The sequence below is a fragment of the Rhodopseudomonas infernalis genome (assembly GCF_022271405.1).
Taxonomy (GTDB): Bacteria; Pseudomonadota; Alphaproteobacteria; order Rhizobiales; family Xanthobacteraceae; genus Rhodopseudomonas; species Rhodopseudomonas infernalis.
In genome coordinates, this window is sequence record NZ_JAJNAL010000041.1 from 1 (window position 1) to 14,415 (window position 14,415).

At 66.0% G+C, this 14,415-nt stretch carries 15 protein-coding genes and 1 pseudogene; 11 read left to right on the forward strand and 5 right to left on the reverse strand.

The genetic code is table 11. The annotated features are described in order from the left end of the window. Positions 1 to 131 precede the first annotated feature (131 nt). From LPW26_RS21235 to LPW26_RS21255, 5 genes are all read right to left on the reverse strand, one after another. A complete protein-coding gene (locus LPW26_RS21235; protein ID WP_238737626.1) occupies positions 132 to 1,244 on the reverse strand; it encodes a branched-chain amino acid ABC transporter substrate-binding protein in 1,113 nt (370 codons plus the stop codon). A 165-nt stretch (positions 1,245 to 1,409) separates the two neighbouring features. Beyond that, a complete protein-coding gene (locus LPW26_RS21240) occupies positions 1,410 to 2,150 on the reverse strand; it encodes an ABC transporter ATP-binding protein (RefSeq protein WP_238737627.1) in 741 nt (246 codons plus the stop codon). Between the two features lie 136 nt (positions 2,151 to 2,286). Then, positions 2,287 to 3,123 (reverse strand): ABC transporter ATP-binding protein, encoded by an 837-nt coding sequence (locus LPW26_RS21245; protein WP_238737628.1) that lies wholly within the window; start codon positions 3,121 to 3,123, stop codon positions 2,287 to 2,289. Beyond that, on the reverse strand, positions 3,120 to 4,448 hold the full coding sequence (gene livM, locus LPW26_RS21250; RefSeq protein WP_238737629.1) for a high-affinity branched-chain amino acid ABC transporter permease LivM: 1,329 nt from the start codon (positions 4,446 to 4,448) through the stop codon (positions 3,120 to 3,122). Before livM ends, LPW26_RS21245 begins: the two co-directional genes overlap by 4 nt. 10 nt (positions 4,449 to 4,458) lie before the next feature. Then, the gene (locus LPW26_RS21255) at positions 4,459 to 5,376 is read right to left on the reverse strand and encodes an ABC transporter permease subunit (RefSeq protein WP_238737630.1); all 918 of its coding nucleotides are present in this window, start codon (positions 5,374 to 5,376) and stop codon (positions 4,459 to 4,461) included. A 336-nt stretch (positions 5,377 to 5,712) separates the two neighbouring features. Here LPW26_RS21255 and LPW26_RS21260 point away from each other — a divergent pair, with 336 nt between their 5' ends. The 11 genes and pseudogenes from LPW26_RS21260 to LPW26_RS21310 all read left to right on the forward strand — a co-directional run bounded on the left by LPW26_RS21260 (position 5,713) and on the right by LPW26_RS21310 (position 14,349). Continuing rightward, positions 5,713 to 5,865 carry a hypothetical protein gene (locus LPW26_RS21260; protein WP_238737631.1) on the forward strand — a complete coding sequence of 51 codons (153 nt, stop codon included), beginning with the start codon at positions 5,713 to 5,715 and terminating at the stop codon, positions 5,863 to 5,865. 275 nt (positions 5,866 to 6,140) lie between these two features. Beyond that, positions 6,141 to 6,647: a hypothetical protein gene (locus LPW26_RS21265; protein WP_238737632.1), complete on the forward strand. Its 507-nt coding sequence runs from the start codon at positions 6,141 to 6,143 to the stop codon at positions 6,645 to 6,647. Positions 6,648 to 6,820: 173 nt separating this feature from the next. Next, positions 6,821 to 7,285 (forward strand): CoxG family protein, encoded by a 465-nt coding sequence (locus tag LPW26_RS21270; RefSeq protein WP_238737633.1) that lies wholly within the window; start codon positions 6,821 to 6,823, stop codon positions 7,283 to 7,285. A gap of 199 nt (positions 7,286 to 7,484) precedes the next feature. Beyond that, positions 7,485 to 7,970, forward strand: coding sequence for a (2Fe-2S)-binding protein (locus LPW26_RS21275; RefSeq protein WP_238737634.1), 486 nt, complete (start codon positions 7,485 to 7,487; stop codon positions 7,968 to 7,970). A 55-nt stretch (positions 7,971 to 8,025) separates the two neighbouring features. Continuing rightward, positions 8,026 to 8,877, forward strand: a complete 852-nt coding sequence (locus tag LPW26_RS21280) for an FAD binding domain-containing protein (RefSeq protein ID WP_238737635.1) — start codon at positions 8,026 to 8,028, stop codon at positions 8,875 to 8,877. Positions 8,878 to 8,882: 5 nt separating this feature from the next. Then, positions 8,883 to 9,791 carry an AAA family ATPase gene (locus LPW26_RS21285; protein WP_238737636.1) on the forward strand — a complete coding sequence of 303 codons (909 nt, stop codon included), beginning with the start codon at positions 8,883 to 8,885 and terminating at the stop codon, positions 9,789 to 9,791. Positions 9,792 to 9,996: 205 nt separating this feature from the next. Further along, positions 9,997 to 11,214, forward strand: coding sequence for a vWA domain-containing protein (locus tag LPW26_RS21290; protein ID WP_238737637.1), 1,218 nt, complete (start codon positions 9,997 to 9,999; stop codon positions 11,212 to 11,214). Positions 11,215 to 11,231: 17 nt separating this feature from the next. Then, positions 11,232 to 11,555: an XdhC family protein gene (locus tag LPW26_RS21295; protein ID WP_238737638.1), complete on the forward strand. Its 324-nt coding sequence runs from the start codon at positions 11,232 to 11,234 to the stop codon at positions 11,553 to 11,555. A 27-nt stretch (positions 11,556 to 11,582) separates the two neighbouring features. Continuing rightward, the gene (locus tag LPW26_RS21300; protein WP_238737639.1) at positions 11,583 to 12,284 is read left to right on the forward strand and encodes an XdhC family protein; all 702 of its coding nucleotides are present in this window, start codon (positions 11,583 to 11,585) and stop codon (positions 12,282 to 12,284) included. Further along, positions 12,281 to 13,882, forward strand: coding sequence for an NTP transferase domain-containing protein (locus LPW26_RS21305; RefSeq protein ID WP_238737640.1), 1,602 nt, complete (start codon positions 12,281 to 12,283; stop codon positions 13,880 to 13,882). Before LPW26_RS21300 ends, LPW26_RS21305 begins: the two co-directional genes overlap by 4 nt. Before the next feature lie 89 nt (positions 13,883 to 13,971). Continuing rightward, positions 13,972 to 14,349 (forward strand): annotated as a pseudogene (locus LPW26_RS21310) (DUF4189 domain-containing protein). Positions 14,350 to 14,415: the final 66 nt, after the last annotated feature.

The window sequence follows — 14,415 nt, forward strand, 5'->3', positions numbered from 1 at the left end:
AGGATCCAGTATCCTAGAGCGTTGCCATTGATCACGAGCGCTCTGGAAGACTGGGCCGCCCGGTCAAGCCGGGCGGTGACGGTGTGTGGGCGTGGAGGCGTTTCGTTAAACCGCTGTGTGAAGCTTTCGCCTCACATCGCCTTGGCGATTTCCGCGTAGTTGCCCTTGTTGTCCCATTTGTAGACGACGTAGTCGATCGCCTTGATGTCGCCCTTGGCGTCGAACGCCATCTTGCCGAGCACGGTGTCCCATTCGCCGGCCTTGATGGCCTCGATCACCTTCTTCGGGTCGGTCGACTTGACCTTTGCGACGGCCTGCGACCAGACCTGGAACGCCGCGTAAGTGTACAGCGTGTAGCCTTCCGGATCGATGCCCTTGGCCTTGAACTTCTCGACGATCGCCTGGGCGGTCGGCTTGTTGCGCGGGTCGGGGCCGAAGGTGAACAGTGTGCCTTCCGCGAGCGGGCCGGTGATCGAGGCGAATTCCTTGTCGTTCATCGCGTCGCCGGCCATCATCACCGTCTTCAGGCCCTGATCGCGCATCTGGCGCAGGATCAGGCCGGCTTCCTGGTGATAGCCGCCGATGTAGACGAGATCGATGTTGTCGCGCTTCAGCCGAGAGACGATCGAGTTGAAGTCCTTGTCGCCCTTGTTGTAGGACTCGAACATCTTCTCGGTGAAGCCGGCCTTGTTCAGCGCCTTCTTGGTCTCGTCGGCGAGACCTTTGCCGTAGGTGGTCTTGTCGTTGAGGATCGCGACGTTCTTGCCCTTGTAGTTCTTGACGATGTAGTCGGCGGCGACCAGGCCCTGCTGATCGTCGCGGCCGCAGACGCGCAGCACGTTCCACAGCTTGCGCTCGGTGAACAGCGGGTTGGTGGAGGCCGGGGTGATCTGCAGCGTGTTGCCGTCCGCATAGGCTTCGGACGCCGGGATCGACGACGACGAGCAGAAGTGCCCGGCGACGAACGGAATGCCGTCGCCGGCGATCTTCTCGGCGATCGAGCGAGCCTGTTTGGGATCGCAGCCGTCGTCGCCGGTCTGCAGCTTGAGCTGCTTGCCGAGCACGCCGCCGGCCGCATTGAGATCGGCGACAGCCTGGTCGGCGCCGTTCTTCAACTGGCGGCCGAACGCCGACTCGCCGCCGGTCATCGGACCGGCGACCGCGACCGTGATGTCCTGCGCCAGCGCCGTCGTCGACAGCGCCAGCGAGGCGCCGAATGCCAAACCGAGAAGCTTGAGTTTCATGGAGTGATCCCTGCGGTGAGACTGCAATTGGTTGGCCGCGCCCGACGCGGATCGCAGGCGCGACGTTCGCGGCATTGTGGCTGATTTTGATGGCAAGTCATCGACAAAATGCCGCATCGGCTGCGGCGCGCTGGCACATTCTGCCGCAGGCGGTCACGCGCGGTGTCAGACCTTGCGGCCGCCCTCGAGATAGGCGGCGCGAACTTCCGGACGCGCCAGCAATTCCGCGCCGCTACCGCTCATGGTGATCAGGCCGTTGACCAGCACGTAGCCGCGATGAGCGAGCCGCAATGCGTGGTTGGCGTTCTGCTCGACGATCAGCACGGTGAGGCCGTCTTGTTTGTTGAGCGTGCGGATCGCCTCGAAGATCTGCCGCGTGATCAGCGGTGCGAGGCCGAGCGAGGGCTCGTCGAGCAGCAGCAGGCGCGGCCTGCTCATCAGCGCGCGGCCGATCGCCAGCATCTGCTGCTCGCCGCCCGACAGCGTACCGCCGCGCTGGCTGGTGCGTTCGCGCAGCCGCGGAAACAACGTCAGCACCCGCTCCAGCATCTCGGCGCGCTGCTCGTCGGTGCTGTCGCCGGCGTCGGCGCCCATCTGCAGATTTTCGCCGACGCTCATCCGCGGGAAGATGCGGCGGCCTTCGGGCGATTGCGCGATGCTCATCCGGGCGATCTGGTGCGTCGGCATCTGCGTGATATCGACGCCGTCGAACACGATGCGGCCGGCCTTCGCGCGCGGCTTGCCGAAGATCGACATCATCAGCGTCGACTTGCCGGCGCCGTTGGCGCCGATCAGCGCGACGATCTCGCCCGGTTTGATATCGAGATCGACACCCTTCAGCGCCTCGATCTTGCCGTAGGCGGCGCGAAGGTTCTCGATTTTGAGGAGGGCGGTTGAAGAGGTCATGACGCGGCCTCTCCGCGGTCACTTCCGTCATGGCCGGGCTCGTCCCGGCCATCCACGCCTTTTCCGGCAATGCGCAGCAAAGGCGTGGATGCCCGGCACAAGGCCGGGAATGACGACGGAATGTGTAGCAAAGCCCTCACAGCCCGAGCTCCTGCTCGACGGCTTCGACCTCTTCGTCTTCGACGCCGAGGTAGGCTGCGATGACGCGCTGGTCGTCGCGGATTTCGGCGGGCGTGCCGCCCGCGATCTTGACGCCGTAGTCGAGCACGACGACAGCGTCGGAAATTTCCATCACCACGCTCATGTCGTGTTCGATCAGCAGGATCGACGTGCCGCCCGCGCGGATCTTGCGCAGTAGGTCGCTCAGTTCGGCGCTCTCGCGGGCATTGAGGCCCGCGGCCGGCTCGTCCAGGCACAGCAGCACCGGCTCGGTGCACATCGCCCGCGCGATTTCAAGCCGGCGCTGGTCGCCATAGGGCAGGTTGCCGGCGGCCTCGTCGGCGCGGCCGCGCAGCCCGATCTCGTCGAGCCAGAACGTGGCGCGGTCGATCGCCTTCTGCTCCGCCGCGCGCCATGAGGGCGTGCCGAACAGGCCGAGCAGCGTGAAGCCGGAGGCGCGTAGCAGCGCGTTGTGCTGCGCCACCATCAGGTTTTCCAGCGCCGTCATGCCGGGAAACAGCCGAATGTTCTGGAAGGTGCGCGCCACCTTGGCGATCTTGGTGATACGGAAGTCGTTGAGCTTGTCGAGCCGGTGCGTTGCGCCGTCCTGGTGGATCAAGCTGATCTTGCCGCCGCTCGGCTTGTAGAAGCCGGTGATACAGTTGAACACCGTCGTCTTGCCGGCGCCGTTCGGGCCGATCAGCGCGGTGATCTTGCCGCGCTGCGCGGCGAACGACAACTCGTTGACGGCGACGATGCCGCCGAACCGCATCGTCAGGCCGTCGACGCGGAGGATGTCGCGATCCGCACTCATCCGTGGCCTTCCTTGACGAGGTCGGACGAGATCGCCTGCTTGTGCTGCAGATACACGGTCGGCGCGCGGTGGCCGATCAGGCCGCGTGGCCGCCACACCATCAGGAACACCATCGACAGGCCGAACACCAGCATGCGGAACTGATCGAGGCCGCGAAACAGCTCGAAGCCGCCGATCAGCGTCAGCGCCGCCAGCGCGACTCCGAGCTGCGAGCCCATGCCGCCGAGTACGACGATCGCCAGCACCAGCGCCGACTCCTGGAAGGTGAACGACTCCGGTGAGATGAAACCCTGCCGCGTAGCGAAGAACGCGCCGGCGAAGCCGCCGAACATCGCCCCGGTGGCGAAGGCGGTGAGCTTCGTTGTGGTGGTGTTGATGCCGAGAGCGCGGCACGCGACTTCGTCCTCGCGCAGCGCTTCCCAGGCGCGGCCGATCGGCAGCCGGCGCAGCCGGATCGTCGCCCAGTTGGTGATCAGCGCCAGCGCCAGGATCAGATAGAACAGGAACACCAATCGGTGCGACGGCGAGAACGGAATGCCCAGCATCGCCGCAAGGCCGTTCTCGCCCGGCGTCAGGGGGATGCCGAACATGGTCGGGCGCGGAATGCCGCTGATGCCGTTCGGGCCGCCGGTCAGGCTCTGCCAATTGATGATGACCAGGCGGATGATCTCGCCGAATGCCAGCGTGACGATGGCAAGATAGTCGCCGCGCAGCCGCAGCACCGGGAATCCGAGCAGCACACCCCAGAACGCCGCGAGAATGCCGGCGAGCGGCAGGCAGACCCAGAACGACAGGTCGAAATTGGTGGCGAGCAGCGCGTAGGAATAGGCGCCGACCGCGTAGAACGCGACGTAGCCGAGATCGAGCAGGCCGGCGAGGCCGACCACGATGTTGAGGCCCCAGCCGAGCATCACGTAAGTGAGAACGAGGATGCCGAGATCGAGAATGTAGCGCTGGTCGTAGAAGATCACCGGCACCAGCACCGTGAAGATCAGCAGCGCCGGCGCGACGACGCGGCCGGCGAGGCTGAGCGTCTTGCGCGCGCCCTCCGGCATCAGCTTCGGCGTATCGACCGGTCCCCACCAGCGTCGCAGCAATTCGACCACGATCGAGCCGAAGAACACCGCCGCGACCATTCCGGCGAGGTCGCCGAACCGCGTCCAGTAGATCAGCCCGCCTTCGGGGCCGGCCTCGGTCCGCACGCCGATCATCAGCGAAAACAAAACCAGCGCCACAAGGGCGCTGATCAAGGCTTTCTTCAAAATGAATCCCAGGCCGACTTTGGCGGCGATGGGCGCGGTTCCGGCGGGTGCGAGTTCAGCCACGTCGACCCGCTCAGACTTTTTCGACTTCGGGACGGCCGAGCAGGCCGGTCGGCATGAAGATCAGCACGACGATCAGGATCGAGAACGCCGCGACGTCCTTGTACTCGACCGAAAAATACGCCGACCACATCGTCTCGATCAGCCCGATCAACAGCCCGCCGAGCATCGCGCCCGGCAGCGAGCCGATGCCACCGAGCACGGCGGCGGTGAACGCCTTGATGCCGGCGACGAAGCCCATGAAGAAGTCGACCAGGCCGTAATACAGCAGGTACATCATGCCCGCGACGGCGGCGAGCGCGGCGCCGATCACGAAGGTCATCGAGATGGTGCGGTCGACATCGACGCCGAGCAGCGACGCCATGGTCTGGTCCTGCTCGCAGGCGCGCATGTCGCGGCCGAGCCGCGTCTTCGCCACCAGCCAGGTGAAGATCGCCAGCAGCACGATGGTGGTGATCACCACCACGATCTGGACATTGGACAGCCGCACGACGAAGCCGTCGGCGCTCTCGTGCAGCGTGTAGCCGCCGGTGATGATCGGCGGCACCGGCTTGACGCGGGCGCCCTGCGACACCTGGGCGAAATTCATCAGCACGAACGACATGCCGATCGCCGACAGCATCGGGGCGAGGCGGAACGAGTGCCGCAGCGGCCGGTAGGCGATCCGCTCCACGGTCCAGCCGTAGAGCGCCGTGATCGCCATCGACACCAGCAGCACGACCAGCAGGATCAGCGGCACGAAGGTGAGGCCGAACGACACCAGGATCAGGAAACTGATCAGGGCGATGAAGCCGCCGATCATGAAGATGTCGCCATGGGCGAAATTGATCATGCCGACGATGCCGTAGACCATCGTGTAGCCAATCGCGATCAGGCCGTAGATGGAGCCGAGCACGAGGCCGTTGATGAGCTGCTGGGCGAAATAGTCCATGCGCTGCCGTGGCCTAACTTCAAAAAATCGAAATCCCACAATTCGAGCCGGCGGCCGTGATCGTCCGCCGCGCCAGACGCGATGCGGCGAGGCTCCGGCAGCCAGAACGTCGCGTCGCTTGCAGATTTTGTAACAGTGCGAAGCGTTTACGGCAACAGCCGAGCCCGTTCGACCTTTGCCCCTGTGGACGATCGTCGGCAGCGTAGGTTCCGCCGCCACGTCGCTGCCGCGCAAACGCCCCGCAATCATCACGCCGCGAAAAGGTCAATTCCGCAACCGTTTTAACCGCGAGGGCGTTGATATGCCGGCTGATGCAAACAGCCGAAGGAGGACTCGATGTCGAATCAGAATCAAGCCAATCCGACGCCCAGCCAGAAGCCCGGCCAGCAACAGCAGGGCAGTGGGGCGAAGCCGGGTCAGCAGCAGCAGGATCCGAGTCGGCAAGGCACTACCCAGAGGGGCAATCCGCAGCAGGGCCAGCACGGCTAGCGCGACCTTCAGCGTCGCAAGACTCTCTCCAGGAGTCGGGAAACCCGCCGAAAGGCGGGTTTTTCTTTGCCTGGCCGCAAGCAAACGCAAATTTGGTGCCGTGGGGCCTGATTGAATGCGACCTGTCGCCCGCTTCCACAGGGTTAATGGAAATTAAGGTTAACAAAGCGTTTCCGTTGTCCCTCGTCGTTAACCGGGTTTAGCTCGACGCGTCCGTTCCCTGACCCAGGGAGACGCGGCCTGCAGCGGGAATCACGGCGATGGCGAACTGGCGGATGAGCTCTGCGAACGGCGTGTTGATCGCCGCCTACTTCATCCCGACCTGGCTGATCATCTCGTTCCGGATCATGGTATCGCCGATCCACGCGTTCTATGAGCGGCCGAACATCTCGGTGGCGATCTTCCTCAGCGACCACTTCCATCTCGCGGCCGTGTCGACGGTGCGGGCGGCCTGGCTGTTGGCGCTGGCCAAGGTGACGGTCGCGGCATTCTTCGCGTTGTTTCTGGCGCTGCTGACGCGCCCCGCGATTCGCAAGTCCGGCGGCTGCGACGAGGCGCTGGCGATCGCGCTGTCGCTCGGCAGCATCATCAGCTTCGCCAGCATGCTGATGGCCTCGCATGCCGGCGAGATGGAGGCGATGCGCCTGCATGCGACCGAACTGCTGCTGCTGCTCGGCACCGCGATCGTGATGCTGGTCGAGCGGCCGGCCGCCATTGTCGTGCCGGCCGAGGAGCGGGTGGAGCTGACCTCGAACTACCCGCAAGCCGCGCAGAATTCCTGATCGCGCCCTGACGAAGCGACCGCACGTCTCCTATATCGCAATGCGCAAAGCTCGTATGCCTGCGGGCTCATAACTCCCGGGGCCACGGCGCCTTTTGCTTTCGCGTCGCGCGTGCTTTATTTGTCCGGGAACGCCGCCGATGAAGGTGGCCGACGATAGCGGGAGGACGATCCATGGCCATGACGATGAACGGCGAAGTCCAGCTGGACGCGCCGAAAGATCTGGTGTGGACCAAACTCAACGATCCTGAAGTTCTCAAGCAGTGCATCCCCGGATGCGAAGAGCTGGAAAAGACCGAAGACCAGGAGGGCTTTCGCGCGGTCGCCAAGTTGAAGGTCGGTCCGGTGTCGGCGCGCTTCAAAGGCCGCGTCACGCTGAGCGATCTCGATCCGCCGAACGGTTACAAGATCACCGGCGAAGGCGAGGGCGGCGTTGCCGGTTTTGCCAAGGGCGGCGCGACTGTCGCCTTGAGCGAGAAGGACGGCGGCACGCTGCTGTCCTACGACGTCGAGGCGCATATCGGCGGCAAGCTGGCGCAGCTCGGCCAGCGGCTGATCAACGGCTCGGCCAAGAAGCTCGCCGACGAGTTCTTCACCAACTTCTCCAAGGCGGTTCAGAACGGCAACGGCGCGGCCTGACGCGCCGATCGCTTCGCTGCACGACCCGATCGATCACGCGGTCGTTATCACGCATCTGTCATCCAGGCTCACGCCGGATGACGTTCCGATCCGAGGTTGCCGATCCGGAGCGGTCCCCCTAAGATATCCTCAAGAAACACAACTAAAGCGCGAATGGGCTGCCGTGCAACGCGGCGGTGCGCAAGCAACGAGAGGGCCGATGGCCAAGATTTCCCTGATCGTGAACGGCAATCCGGTAACCGCCAACGTCGATTCGCGGACGCTGCTGGTGCAGCTTCTGCGCGAGAATCTGCGGCTCACCGGCACCCATGTCGGTTGCGATACCTCGCAGTGCGGCGCCTGCGTGGTGCATCTCGACGGCAAGGCGGTGAAATCCTGCACCACGTTGGCGGTGATGGCCGATGGTCACGAAGTGACGACGATCGAGGGGCTGGCCGCCGACGGCGCGCCGCTGCATCCGATGCAGGAAGCGTTTCGCGAACATCACGGCCTGCAGTGCGGCTTCTGCACCCCGGGCATGATCATGACCGCGGTCGATCTCGTGCACCGCAAGGGCCACGATCTGTCCGACGAGACGATCCGCGAGGAGCTCGAGGGCAATCTGTGCCGCTGCACCGGCTATCAGAACATCGTGGTGTCGATCGCGGCCGGCGCCAAGGCGATGGCCAATTCCGATCGCGCCTGATCGCGCGCACAACAATACGGCTGCTGGCCAGGGTCGAGGAAGCTAGGGAAGCTCGATGTACGAATTCAAATATCACCGCCCCGGGACCGTCCGTCAGGCTGCGAACCTGCTGATCAAGAACGAGGACGCCAAGCTGATCGCCGGTGGCCACACGCTGCTGCCGGTGATGAAGCAGCGCCTCGCGGCGCCGCCGCATCTGGTCGACCTGTCGCACATCGAGGGCCTGAACGGCATCGAGATCAAGGGCCGTTCGCTGGTGATCGGCGCCACCGCCAAGCACGCCGAAGTCGCCAATTCGGCGGTCGTCGGCGAGGCGATCCCGGCGCTGGCCGAACTGGCGTCGCTGATCGGCGATCCCGCGGTGCGCCACAAAGGCACGATCGGCGGCTCGCTGGCCAACAACGATCCGACCGCGGACTATCCGGCGGCCGTGATGGCGCTCGGCGCCACCATCGTCACCAACAAGCGCAAGCTGAAGCCGGAAGAGTTCTTCCAGGGCCTGTTCACCACCGCGCTGGAGCCGGACGAGATCATCGTCAAGGTGCAGTTTCCGCTGCCGAAGAAGGCCGCCTACGTCAAATTCCGCAACCAGGCCTCGCGCTACGCGCTGGTCGGCGTGTTCGTCGCGCGGCGGCCGTCGGATGTTGCCGTCGCGGTCACCGGCGCAGGCTCCGAAGGTGTGTTCCGGGTGCCGGCCTTCGAGGAGGCACTGAAGGCGCGCTTCAATTCGAAGTCGCTCGAGGGCATCCATGTGCCGCACGACAACCTCAACAGCGATCTGCACGGCAGCGCCGAATATCGCGCGCATCTGATCAGCGTGCTGGCCAGGCGCGCGGTCGATGCCGCCAACGTCAAGCCGGAAAAGACGCTGCCCAGCGAGCCGACGACCGCTCCGTCGGCCGGTTAGCAGCCATGACGACGGCATCTGCGCCTGCCTCGGTCGATGCCACGCTCGACCTGCTGACGTCGCGCGGCTACCTGGCCGAGCGCTCGCTCGCCACGGTCGTGTTCCTGGCGCTGCGCATGGGGCGGCCGCTGTTTCTCGAAGGCGAGGCCGGCGTCGGCAAGACCGAGATCGCCAAGGTGCTGTCGGCCGCGCTGGGCCGCAAGCTGATCCGGCTGCAATGCTACGAGGGCCTCGACGTCGCCTCCGCGGTCTACGAGTGGAATTCGTCGGCGCAGATGATCGCGATCCGGTTGGCGGAAGCCGTCGGCGACACCGATCGCGGCCAGCTCTCCAGCGACATCTTCTCCGAGCACTATCTGATCAAGCGGCCGCTGCTGCAGGCGCTTGAGCCTGACGTTGCCGGCCCGCCGGTGCTGCTGATCGACGAGCTCGACCGCGCCGACGAGGCGTTCGAAGCTTACCTGCTCGAAGTGCTCAGCGACTTCCAGGTGACTATCCCGGAGTTCGGCACCATCAAGGCGCCGGCGCCGCCGATCGTGATCGTCACGTCGAACCGCACGCGCGAGATCCACGACGCCTTGAAGCGCCGCTGTCTGTATCACTGGGTCGACTATCCGGATGCGCAGCGCGAGCTCGCGATCGTCAAGTCGCGCGTGCCGGGGATTTCGGAAAAGCTGTCGCAGCAGGTGGTGACCTTCGTCCAGGCGCTGCGCGAGCAGGATTTCTACAAATCCCCCGGCGTCGCCGAGACGATCGACTGGGCCACGGCGCTCACCGAACTCGACGCCCGCGCGCTGACCGCCGAAGTCGTCGGCGACACGCTGGGCGCACTGCTGAAGTATCAGGACGACATCACCCGCATGCAGGGCGACGCACTGGCAAAGTTGGTGAAGGACGCGACCGAGGATAAGTAATAGCCTTATTGGTTTGTTGCTTGCTTCGGCTTTCGCCACAACGGCAGCGCGCTCCCTCTCCCGCTTGCGGGGGAGGGTTGGGGTGGGGGAGCCCTAGGCACCGTGCTCGCGTCGCCCTCACCTCAGCCCTCTCCCGCAAGCGGGAGAGGGAGCAGGCCGTGCTCGGAGTGAGGTCGTGGCACTGACAAGTTGAGAGGGTGTGCGAATGCAGCGTAACCCGATGGCCGCGATGGATCACCTCAATCCGGCGACCGGCAAGATGGCCGACAATGTCGTCGGCTTCGCCCGTGCGCTCCGCGCGGCCGGGTTGCCGGTCGGCCCCGGCGCGGTGATCGATGCGCTGGATGCGTTGCAGCTCATCGACATCGGCCAGCGCGGCGATCTTTACGCCACGCTGCAGGCGATCTTCGTCAAGCGCCGCGAGCATTTGCTGATCTTCGAGCAGGCCTTCGCGCTGTTCTTCCGCGCCGCGGAGGACTGGCAGAATCTGCTCGATTCGATTCCGCTGCCGGACGCCGCCAAGAAGAAGCCGCCGCCGGCGTCGCGCCGCGTGCAGGAGGCGATGTCGCCGTCGGCGACGCGCGATCTGCCGTCCGCCGAGGAGCAGGAGCTGCGGCTTGCAGTCTCCGATAAGGAAATCTTGCAGAAGAAGGACTTCGCGCAGATGAGCGCGGCGGAGATCGCCGAAGTCACCCGTGCGATCGCCCGGATGCAGCTGCCGCAGGCCGAACTGCGTACGCGCCGTGTGCGCCCTGACAAGCGCGGGCTGAAGCTCGACCTGCGCCGCACGCTGCGCGCCTCGCTGCGCACCGGCGGCGACATCGTCGACATCCGCCGGCTCGGGCTGATCGACAAGCCGGCGCCGATCGTCGCGCTGCTCGATATCTCCGGCTCGATGAGCGAGTACACAAGGCTGTTCCTGCACTTCCTCCACGCCATCACCGACGACCGCAAGCGGGTTTCGACCTTCCTGTTCGGCACGCGGCTGACCAACGTCACCCGCGCGCTGCGCCAGCGCGACCCCGACGAGGCGCTGGCGAGCTGCACGTCCTCGGTCGAGGATTGGGCCGGCGGCACGCGGATCGCCACTTCGCTGCACGTCTTCAACAAGCTGTGGGCGCGGCGCGTGCTCGGCCAGGGCGCGATCGTGCTGTTGATCTCGGACGGGCTGGAGCGCGAGGCCGACACCAAGCTGGCGTTCGAGATGGACAGGCTGCATCGCTCCTGCCGGCGGCTGATCTGGCTCAATCCGCTGCTGCGCTATCAGGGCTTCGAGCCGCGCGCCCAGGGCATCAAAATGATGCTGCCCTACGTTGACGAATTCCGCCCGGTGCATAACTTGACCTCGATGCAGACCTTGATCGAGGCGTTGTCGTCGGCGCCGCCGCCGCACCATTTCAGCGCGATCCGCTCCGCCGCCTGACGCCGAGGAGACATCCCATGCTCGACAGCAACGACGATATTCTGAAAGCGGCGGAGGACTGGAAGAGCGCCGGCCGCGGTGTCGCGCTCGCTACGGTGGTCGAGACCTGGGGCTCGGCGCCGCGCCCTGCGGGCTCCAACCTCGTGATCAACGACGACGGCACCTTCCTCGGCTCTGTGTCGGGCGGCTGCGTCGAAGGCGCGGTGGTGACCGAGGCGCTCGATGTGATCGAAAGCGGCGAGCCGAAGCTGCTGGAATTCGGCGTCGCCGACGAGACCGCCTGGAAGGTCGGGCTGTCCTGCGGCGGCACCATCCGGGTGTTCGTCGAAAAGGTCGGTTAGTTCGGCGAGGGAAGTGGGGCGCTCACCGTGAAGTTCGAAACACTGCAACAGCTCAACGCCGAGCGCGCGGCGCGTCGTCCGGCGATTGTCGTCACCGACACCGCGACCGGCGAGCAGCGGCTGGTGAAGGCCGCCGGGATCGCCGCCGATCCGCTCGCCGCCGAATTGTCCAAGCAGCTCCGCATGGGCAAGAGCGCGACTATCGAGGTCGATGGCAGGAAGCTGTTTCTGAATGTCTACGCGCCGACCGCCAAGCTGGTGATCGTCGGCGCCGTGCATATCAGCCAAGCCTTGGCGCCGCTGGCGCGCTCGCTCGGCTATGACGTCACGGTGGTCGACCCGCGCACCGCGTTCGCCAGCCCCGAACGCTTCCCCGACGTGCCGCTGATTGCCGAGTGGCCGGACGTCGCGCTGCCGCCGCTGAACGTCGATCGCTACACCGCCTTCGTGGCGCTGACGCACGATCCGAAGATCGATGATCCGGCGCTGCTGCACGCCTTCGCGTGCGACTGCTTCTACATCGGCGCGCTCGGCTCGAAGAAGACTCACGCACGCCGCGTCGAGCGGCTGAAGGAGCAGGGCGCCAGCGAGGCGGATGTCGCGCGCATCTACGCGCCGATCGGCCTCGCCATCGGCGCGGTGTCGCCGGCCGAGATCGCTGTGTCGATCATGGCCGAGATCACCGCGACGCTGCGGCTGCCGGCGGCGCCCAAAGCGGCCGCGGCATGAAGTTCGGCCCGCGCCGCCCCGCCGACGCGATCGGCGGCGTCGCCGTCCACTCGCTGCGCCAGAACGGTCTCCTGCTGAAGAAGGGTACACTGATCGGCCCCGCCGAAGTCGCCGCGCTGGAGAAGGCCGGCGTCGAAGAGATCGTGGTTGTGCAGCTCGAGCCCGGCGACGTCTCCGAAGATGTTGCGGCCGGCGACGTCGCCAAGGCCATCGCGGGCGACGGCGTGCATGTCGAGCGGGCTTTCACCGGTCGTGCCAATCTGTTCGCCAATCGCGCGGGCGTGCTGGTGATCGATCGTGCCGCCGTCGACCGTGTCAACGCCGTCGACGAGGCGATCACCTTCGCGACGCTGCCGGCGTTCAAGGCGGTGGTGGAAGGCGAGATGATCGGCACCGTCAAGCTGATCCCGTTCGGCGTCGAGGCGGGCCTGCGCGACGCTGCGGTCGCGGCCGGCAAGGGCGGCGCGCTGCGGGTCTCGCCTTATGTCATCAAGCGCGTCGGAATCGTCTCGACGCAGTTGCCGGGGCTCGCCGCCAAGGTGATCGACAAGACGCTGCGCGTCACCGCCGAGCGGCTGGCGCCGGCTGGGGCGTCGATCATCGCCGAGCGCCGCATCGCCCATGATCAGGCCGCGTTGTCGGCGGCGCTGACGGAGCTGCTCGGGCTCGGCGCGGAGCTGATCATCGTGTTCGGCGCGTCCGCTATCGCCGATCGCCGCGACGTGATCCCGGCGGCGATCACTGCGATCGACGGCGCGATCGAACATTTCGGCATGCCGGTCGATCCCGGCAATCTGCTGCTGATCGGCAGCGCCGCCGGCGTGCCGGTGCTCGGCGCGCCGGGCTGTGCGCGCTCGCCGGTCGAGAACGGGTTCGACTGGGTGCTGATGCGGCTGCTCGCCGGGCTGAAGGTGACGCGGGCCGATATCACCGGTCTTGGCGTCGGCGGGCTGCTGATGGAAATCGTGACGCGGCCGCAGCCGCGCGTGCCGATCACCGAAGGCGGCCGCAATGTCGCGGCGGTCATCCTGGCTGCCGGCCGTTCGACCCGGATGGGCGGGCCGAACAAACTGCTGGCGGAGCTGAACGGCAAACCGCTGGTGCGCATCGTCGCCGAGCAGGTGATCGGTTCGAAAGCGGCGCGGCCGATCGTCGTCACCGGCCATCAGGCCGAGCAGGTGAAAGCCGCTTTGTCGGGGCTCGACGTCGGCTTCGTGCACAATCCGAACTACGCCGAAGGCCTCGCTTCGTCGGTGAAGACCGGCATCGCCGCGGTCGGCGACGATGCCGATGGCGCCGTTGTGTGCCTCGGCGACATGCCGCTTGTCGGCACGCAGCTGGTCGATCGGCTGATCGACACGTTCGATCCCGACCGCGGCGCGCTGATCGCCGTCCCGGTCGCGGACGGCCGCCGCGGCAATCCCGTGCTGTGGTCGCGGCGATTTTTCGCCGAGCTGATGACGCTGGACGGCGACGTCGGCGCGCGGCACCTGATCGCCAAGCACGCCGAGGCTGTCATGGAAGTCCCGGTCGAGGGCGCCGGCGCCTTTCTCGATATCGACACTCCGGATGCACTGGCGAAGGCGCGCGGCGGATAGCGGCGCGCCGCTGTGGCGACGGAACATTTACCAAGTCGAAAGTCACTCGCCCGTAAAGTTCCGCCGGGATCACCTCGGGGGAGGATAATTTGGCATTCTTGATTGCCGCGCGCCGTCGCGCGCTGTGTGCTGCCGTCTTGATGTTAGCAACCGCCATCGTTCCGGCTCACGCCGCCGGTGCCATGGCGGTCGGCAAATGCGGTGCTTAAGGCCAAGCGTTCGACTACGCGGCCGAGGCGGCCGCGATCGCCGCCGCCCGCAAGAAATGCAACGGCGAGTGCACTACCATCACCATGCGCCGCGCCTGCGCTGCCCTGGCGATCGATCTGCTCAACCCGTGCGGCGCCCATGGCTATGCGGTGGAGGCCAAGATCTCGTCGACGCTCAACGCGGCGACGCGCCGATGCTACGAGTATGGCGGCAAGGAATGCGTGATCCGCGCATGGGCCTGCGACGCCAAAGGCTGATGGCAGGCTGACAGACTGGCGCTTTTCGGCTACGAAGCCGGCGGTCCGAGCCGACCGCAAGGTGGT

Bases quoted from the DNA above. Each gene is read 5' to 3' on its own strand.
- LPW26_RS21280 (WP_238737635.1), top strand. From the start codon at position 8,026: ATGTACGAATTCAAATATCACCGCCCCGGGACCGTCCGTCAGGCTGCG.
- LPW26_RS21305 (WP_238737640.1), top strand. From the start codon at position 12,281: ATGAAGTTCGGCCCGCGCCGCCCCGCCGACGCGATCGGCGGCGTCGCC.
- LPW26_RS21255 (WP_238737630.1), bottom strand. From the start codon at position 5,376: ATGGACTATTTCGCCCAGCAGCTCATCAACGGCCTCGTGCTCGGCTCC.
- LPW26_RS21240 (WP_238737627.1), bottom strand. From the start codon at position 2,150: ATGACCTCTTCAACCGCCCTCCTCAAAATCGAGAACCTTCGCGCCGCC.
- LPW26_RS21235 (WP_238737626.1), bottom strand. From the start codon at position 1,244: ATGAAACTCAAGCTTCTCGGTTTGGCATTCGGCGCCTCGCTGGCGCTG.
- LPW26_RS21245 (WP_238737628.1), bottom strand. From the start codon at position 3,123: ATGAGTGCGGATCGCGACATCCTCCGCGTCGACGGCCTGACGATGCGG.
- LPW26_RS21295 (WP_238737638.1), top strand. From the start codon at position 11,232: ATGCTCGACAGCAACGACGATATTCTGAAAGCGGCGGAGGACTGGAAG.
- LPW26_RS21285 (WP_238737636.1), top strand. From the start codon at position 8,883: ATGACGACGGCATCTGCGCCTGCCTCGGTCGATGCCACGCTCGACCTG.
- LPW26_RS21275 (WP_238737634.1), top strand. From the start codon at position 7,485: ATGGCCAAGATTTCCCTGATCGTGAACGGCAATCCGGTAACCGCCAAC.
- LPW26_RS21290 (WP_238737637.1), top strand. From the start codon at position 9,997: ATGCAGCGTAACCCGATGGCCGCGATGGATCACCTCAATCCGGCGACC.
- LPW26_RS21260 (WP_238737631.1), top strand. From the start codon at position 5,713: ATGTCGAATCAGAATCAAGCCAATCCGACGCCCAGCCAGAAGCCCGGC.
- LPW26_RS21270 (WP_238737633.1), top strand. From the start codon at position 6,821: ATGGCCATGACGATGAACGGCGAAGTCCAGCTGGACGCGCCGAAAGAT.
- LPW26_RS21265 (WP_238737632.1), top strand. From the start codon at position 6,141: ATGAGCTCTGCGAACGGCGTGTTGATCGCCGCCTACTTCATCCCGACC.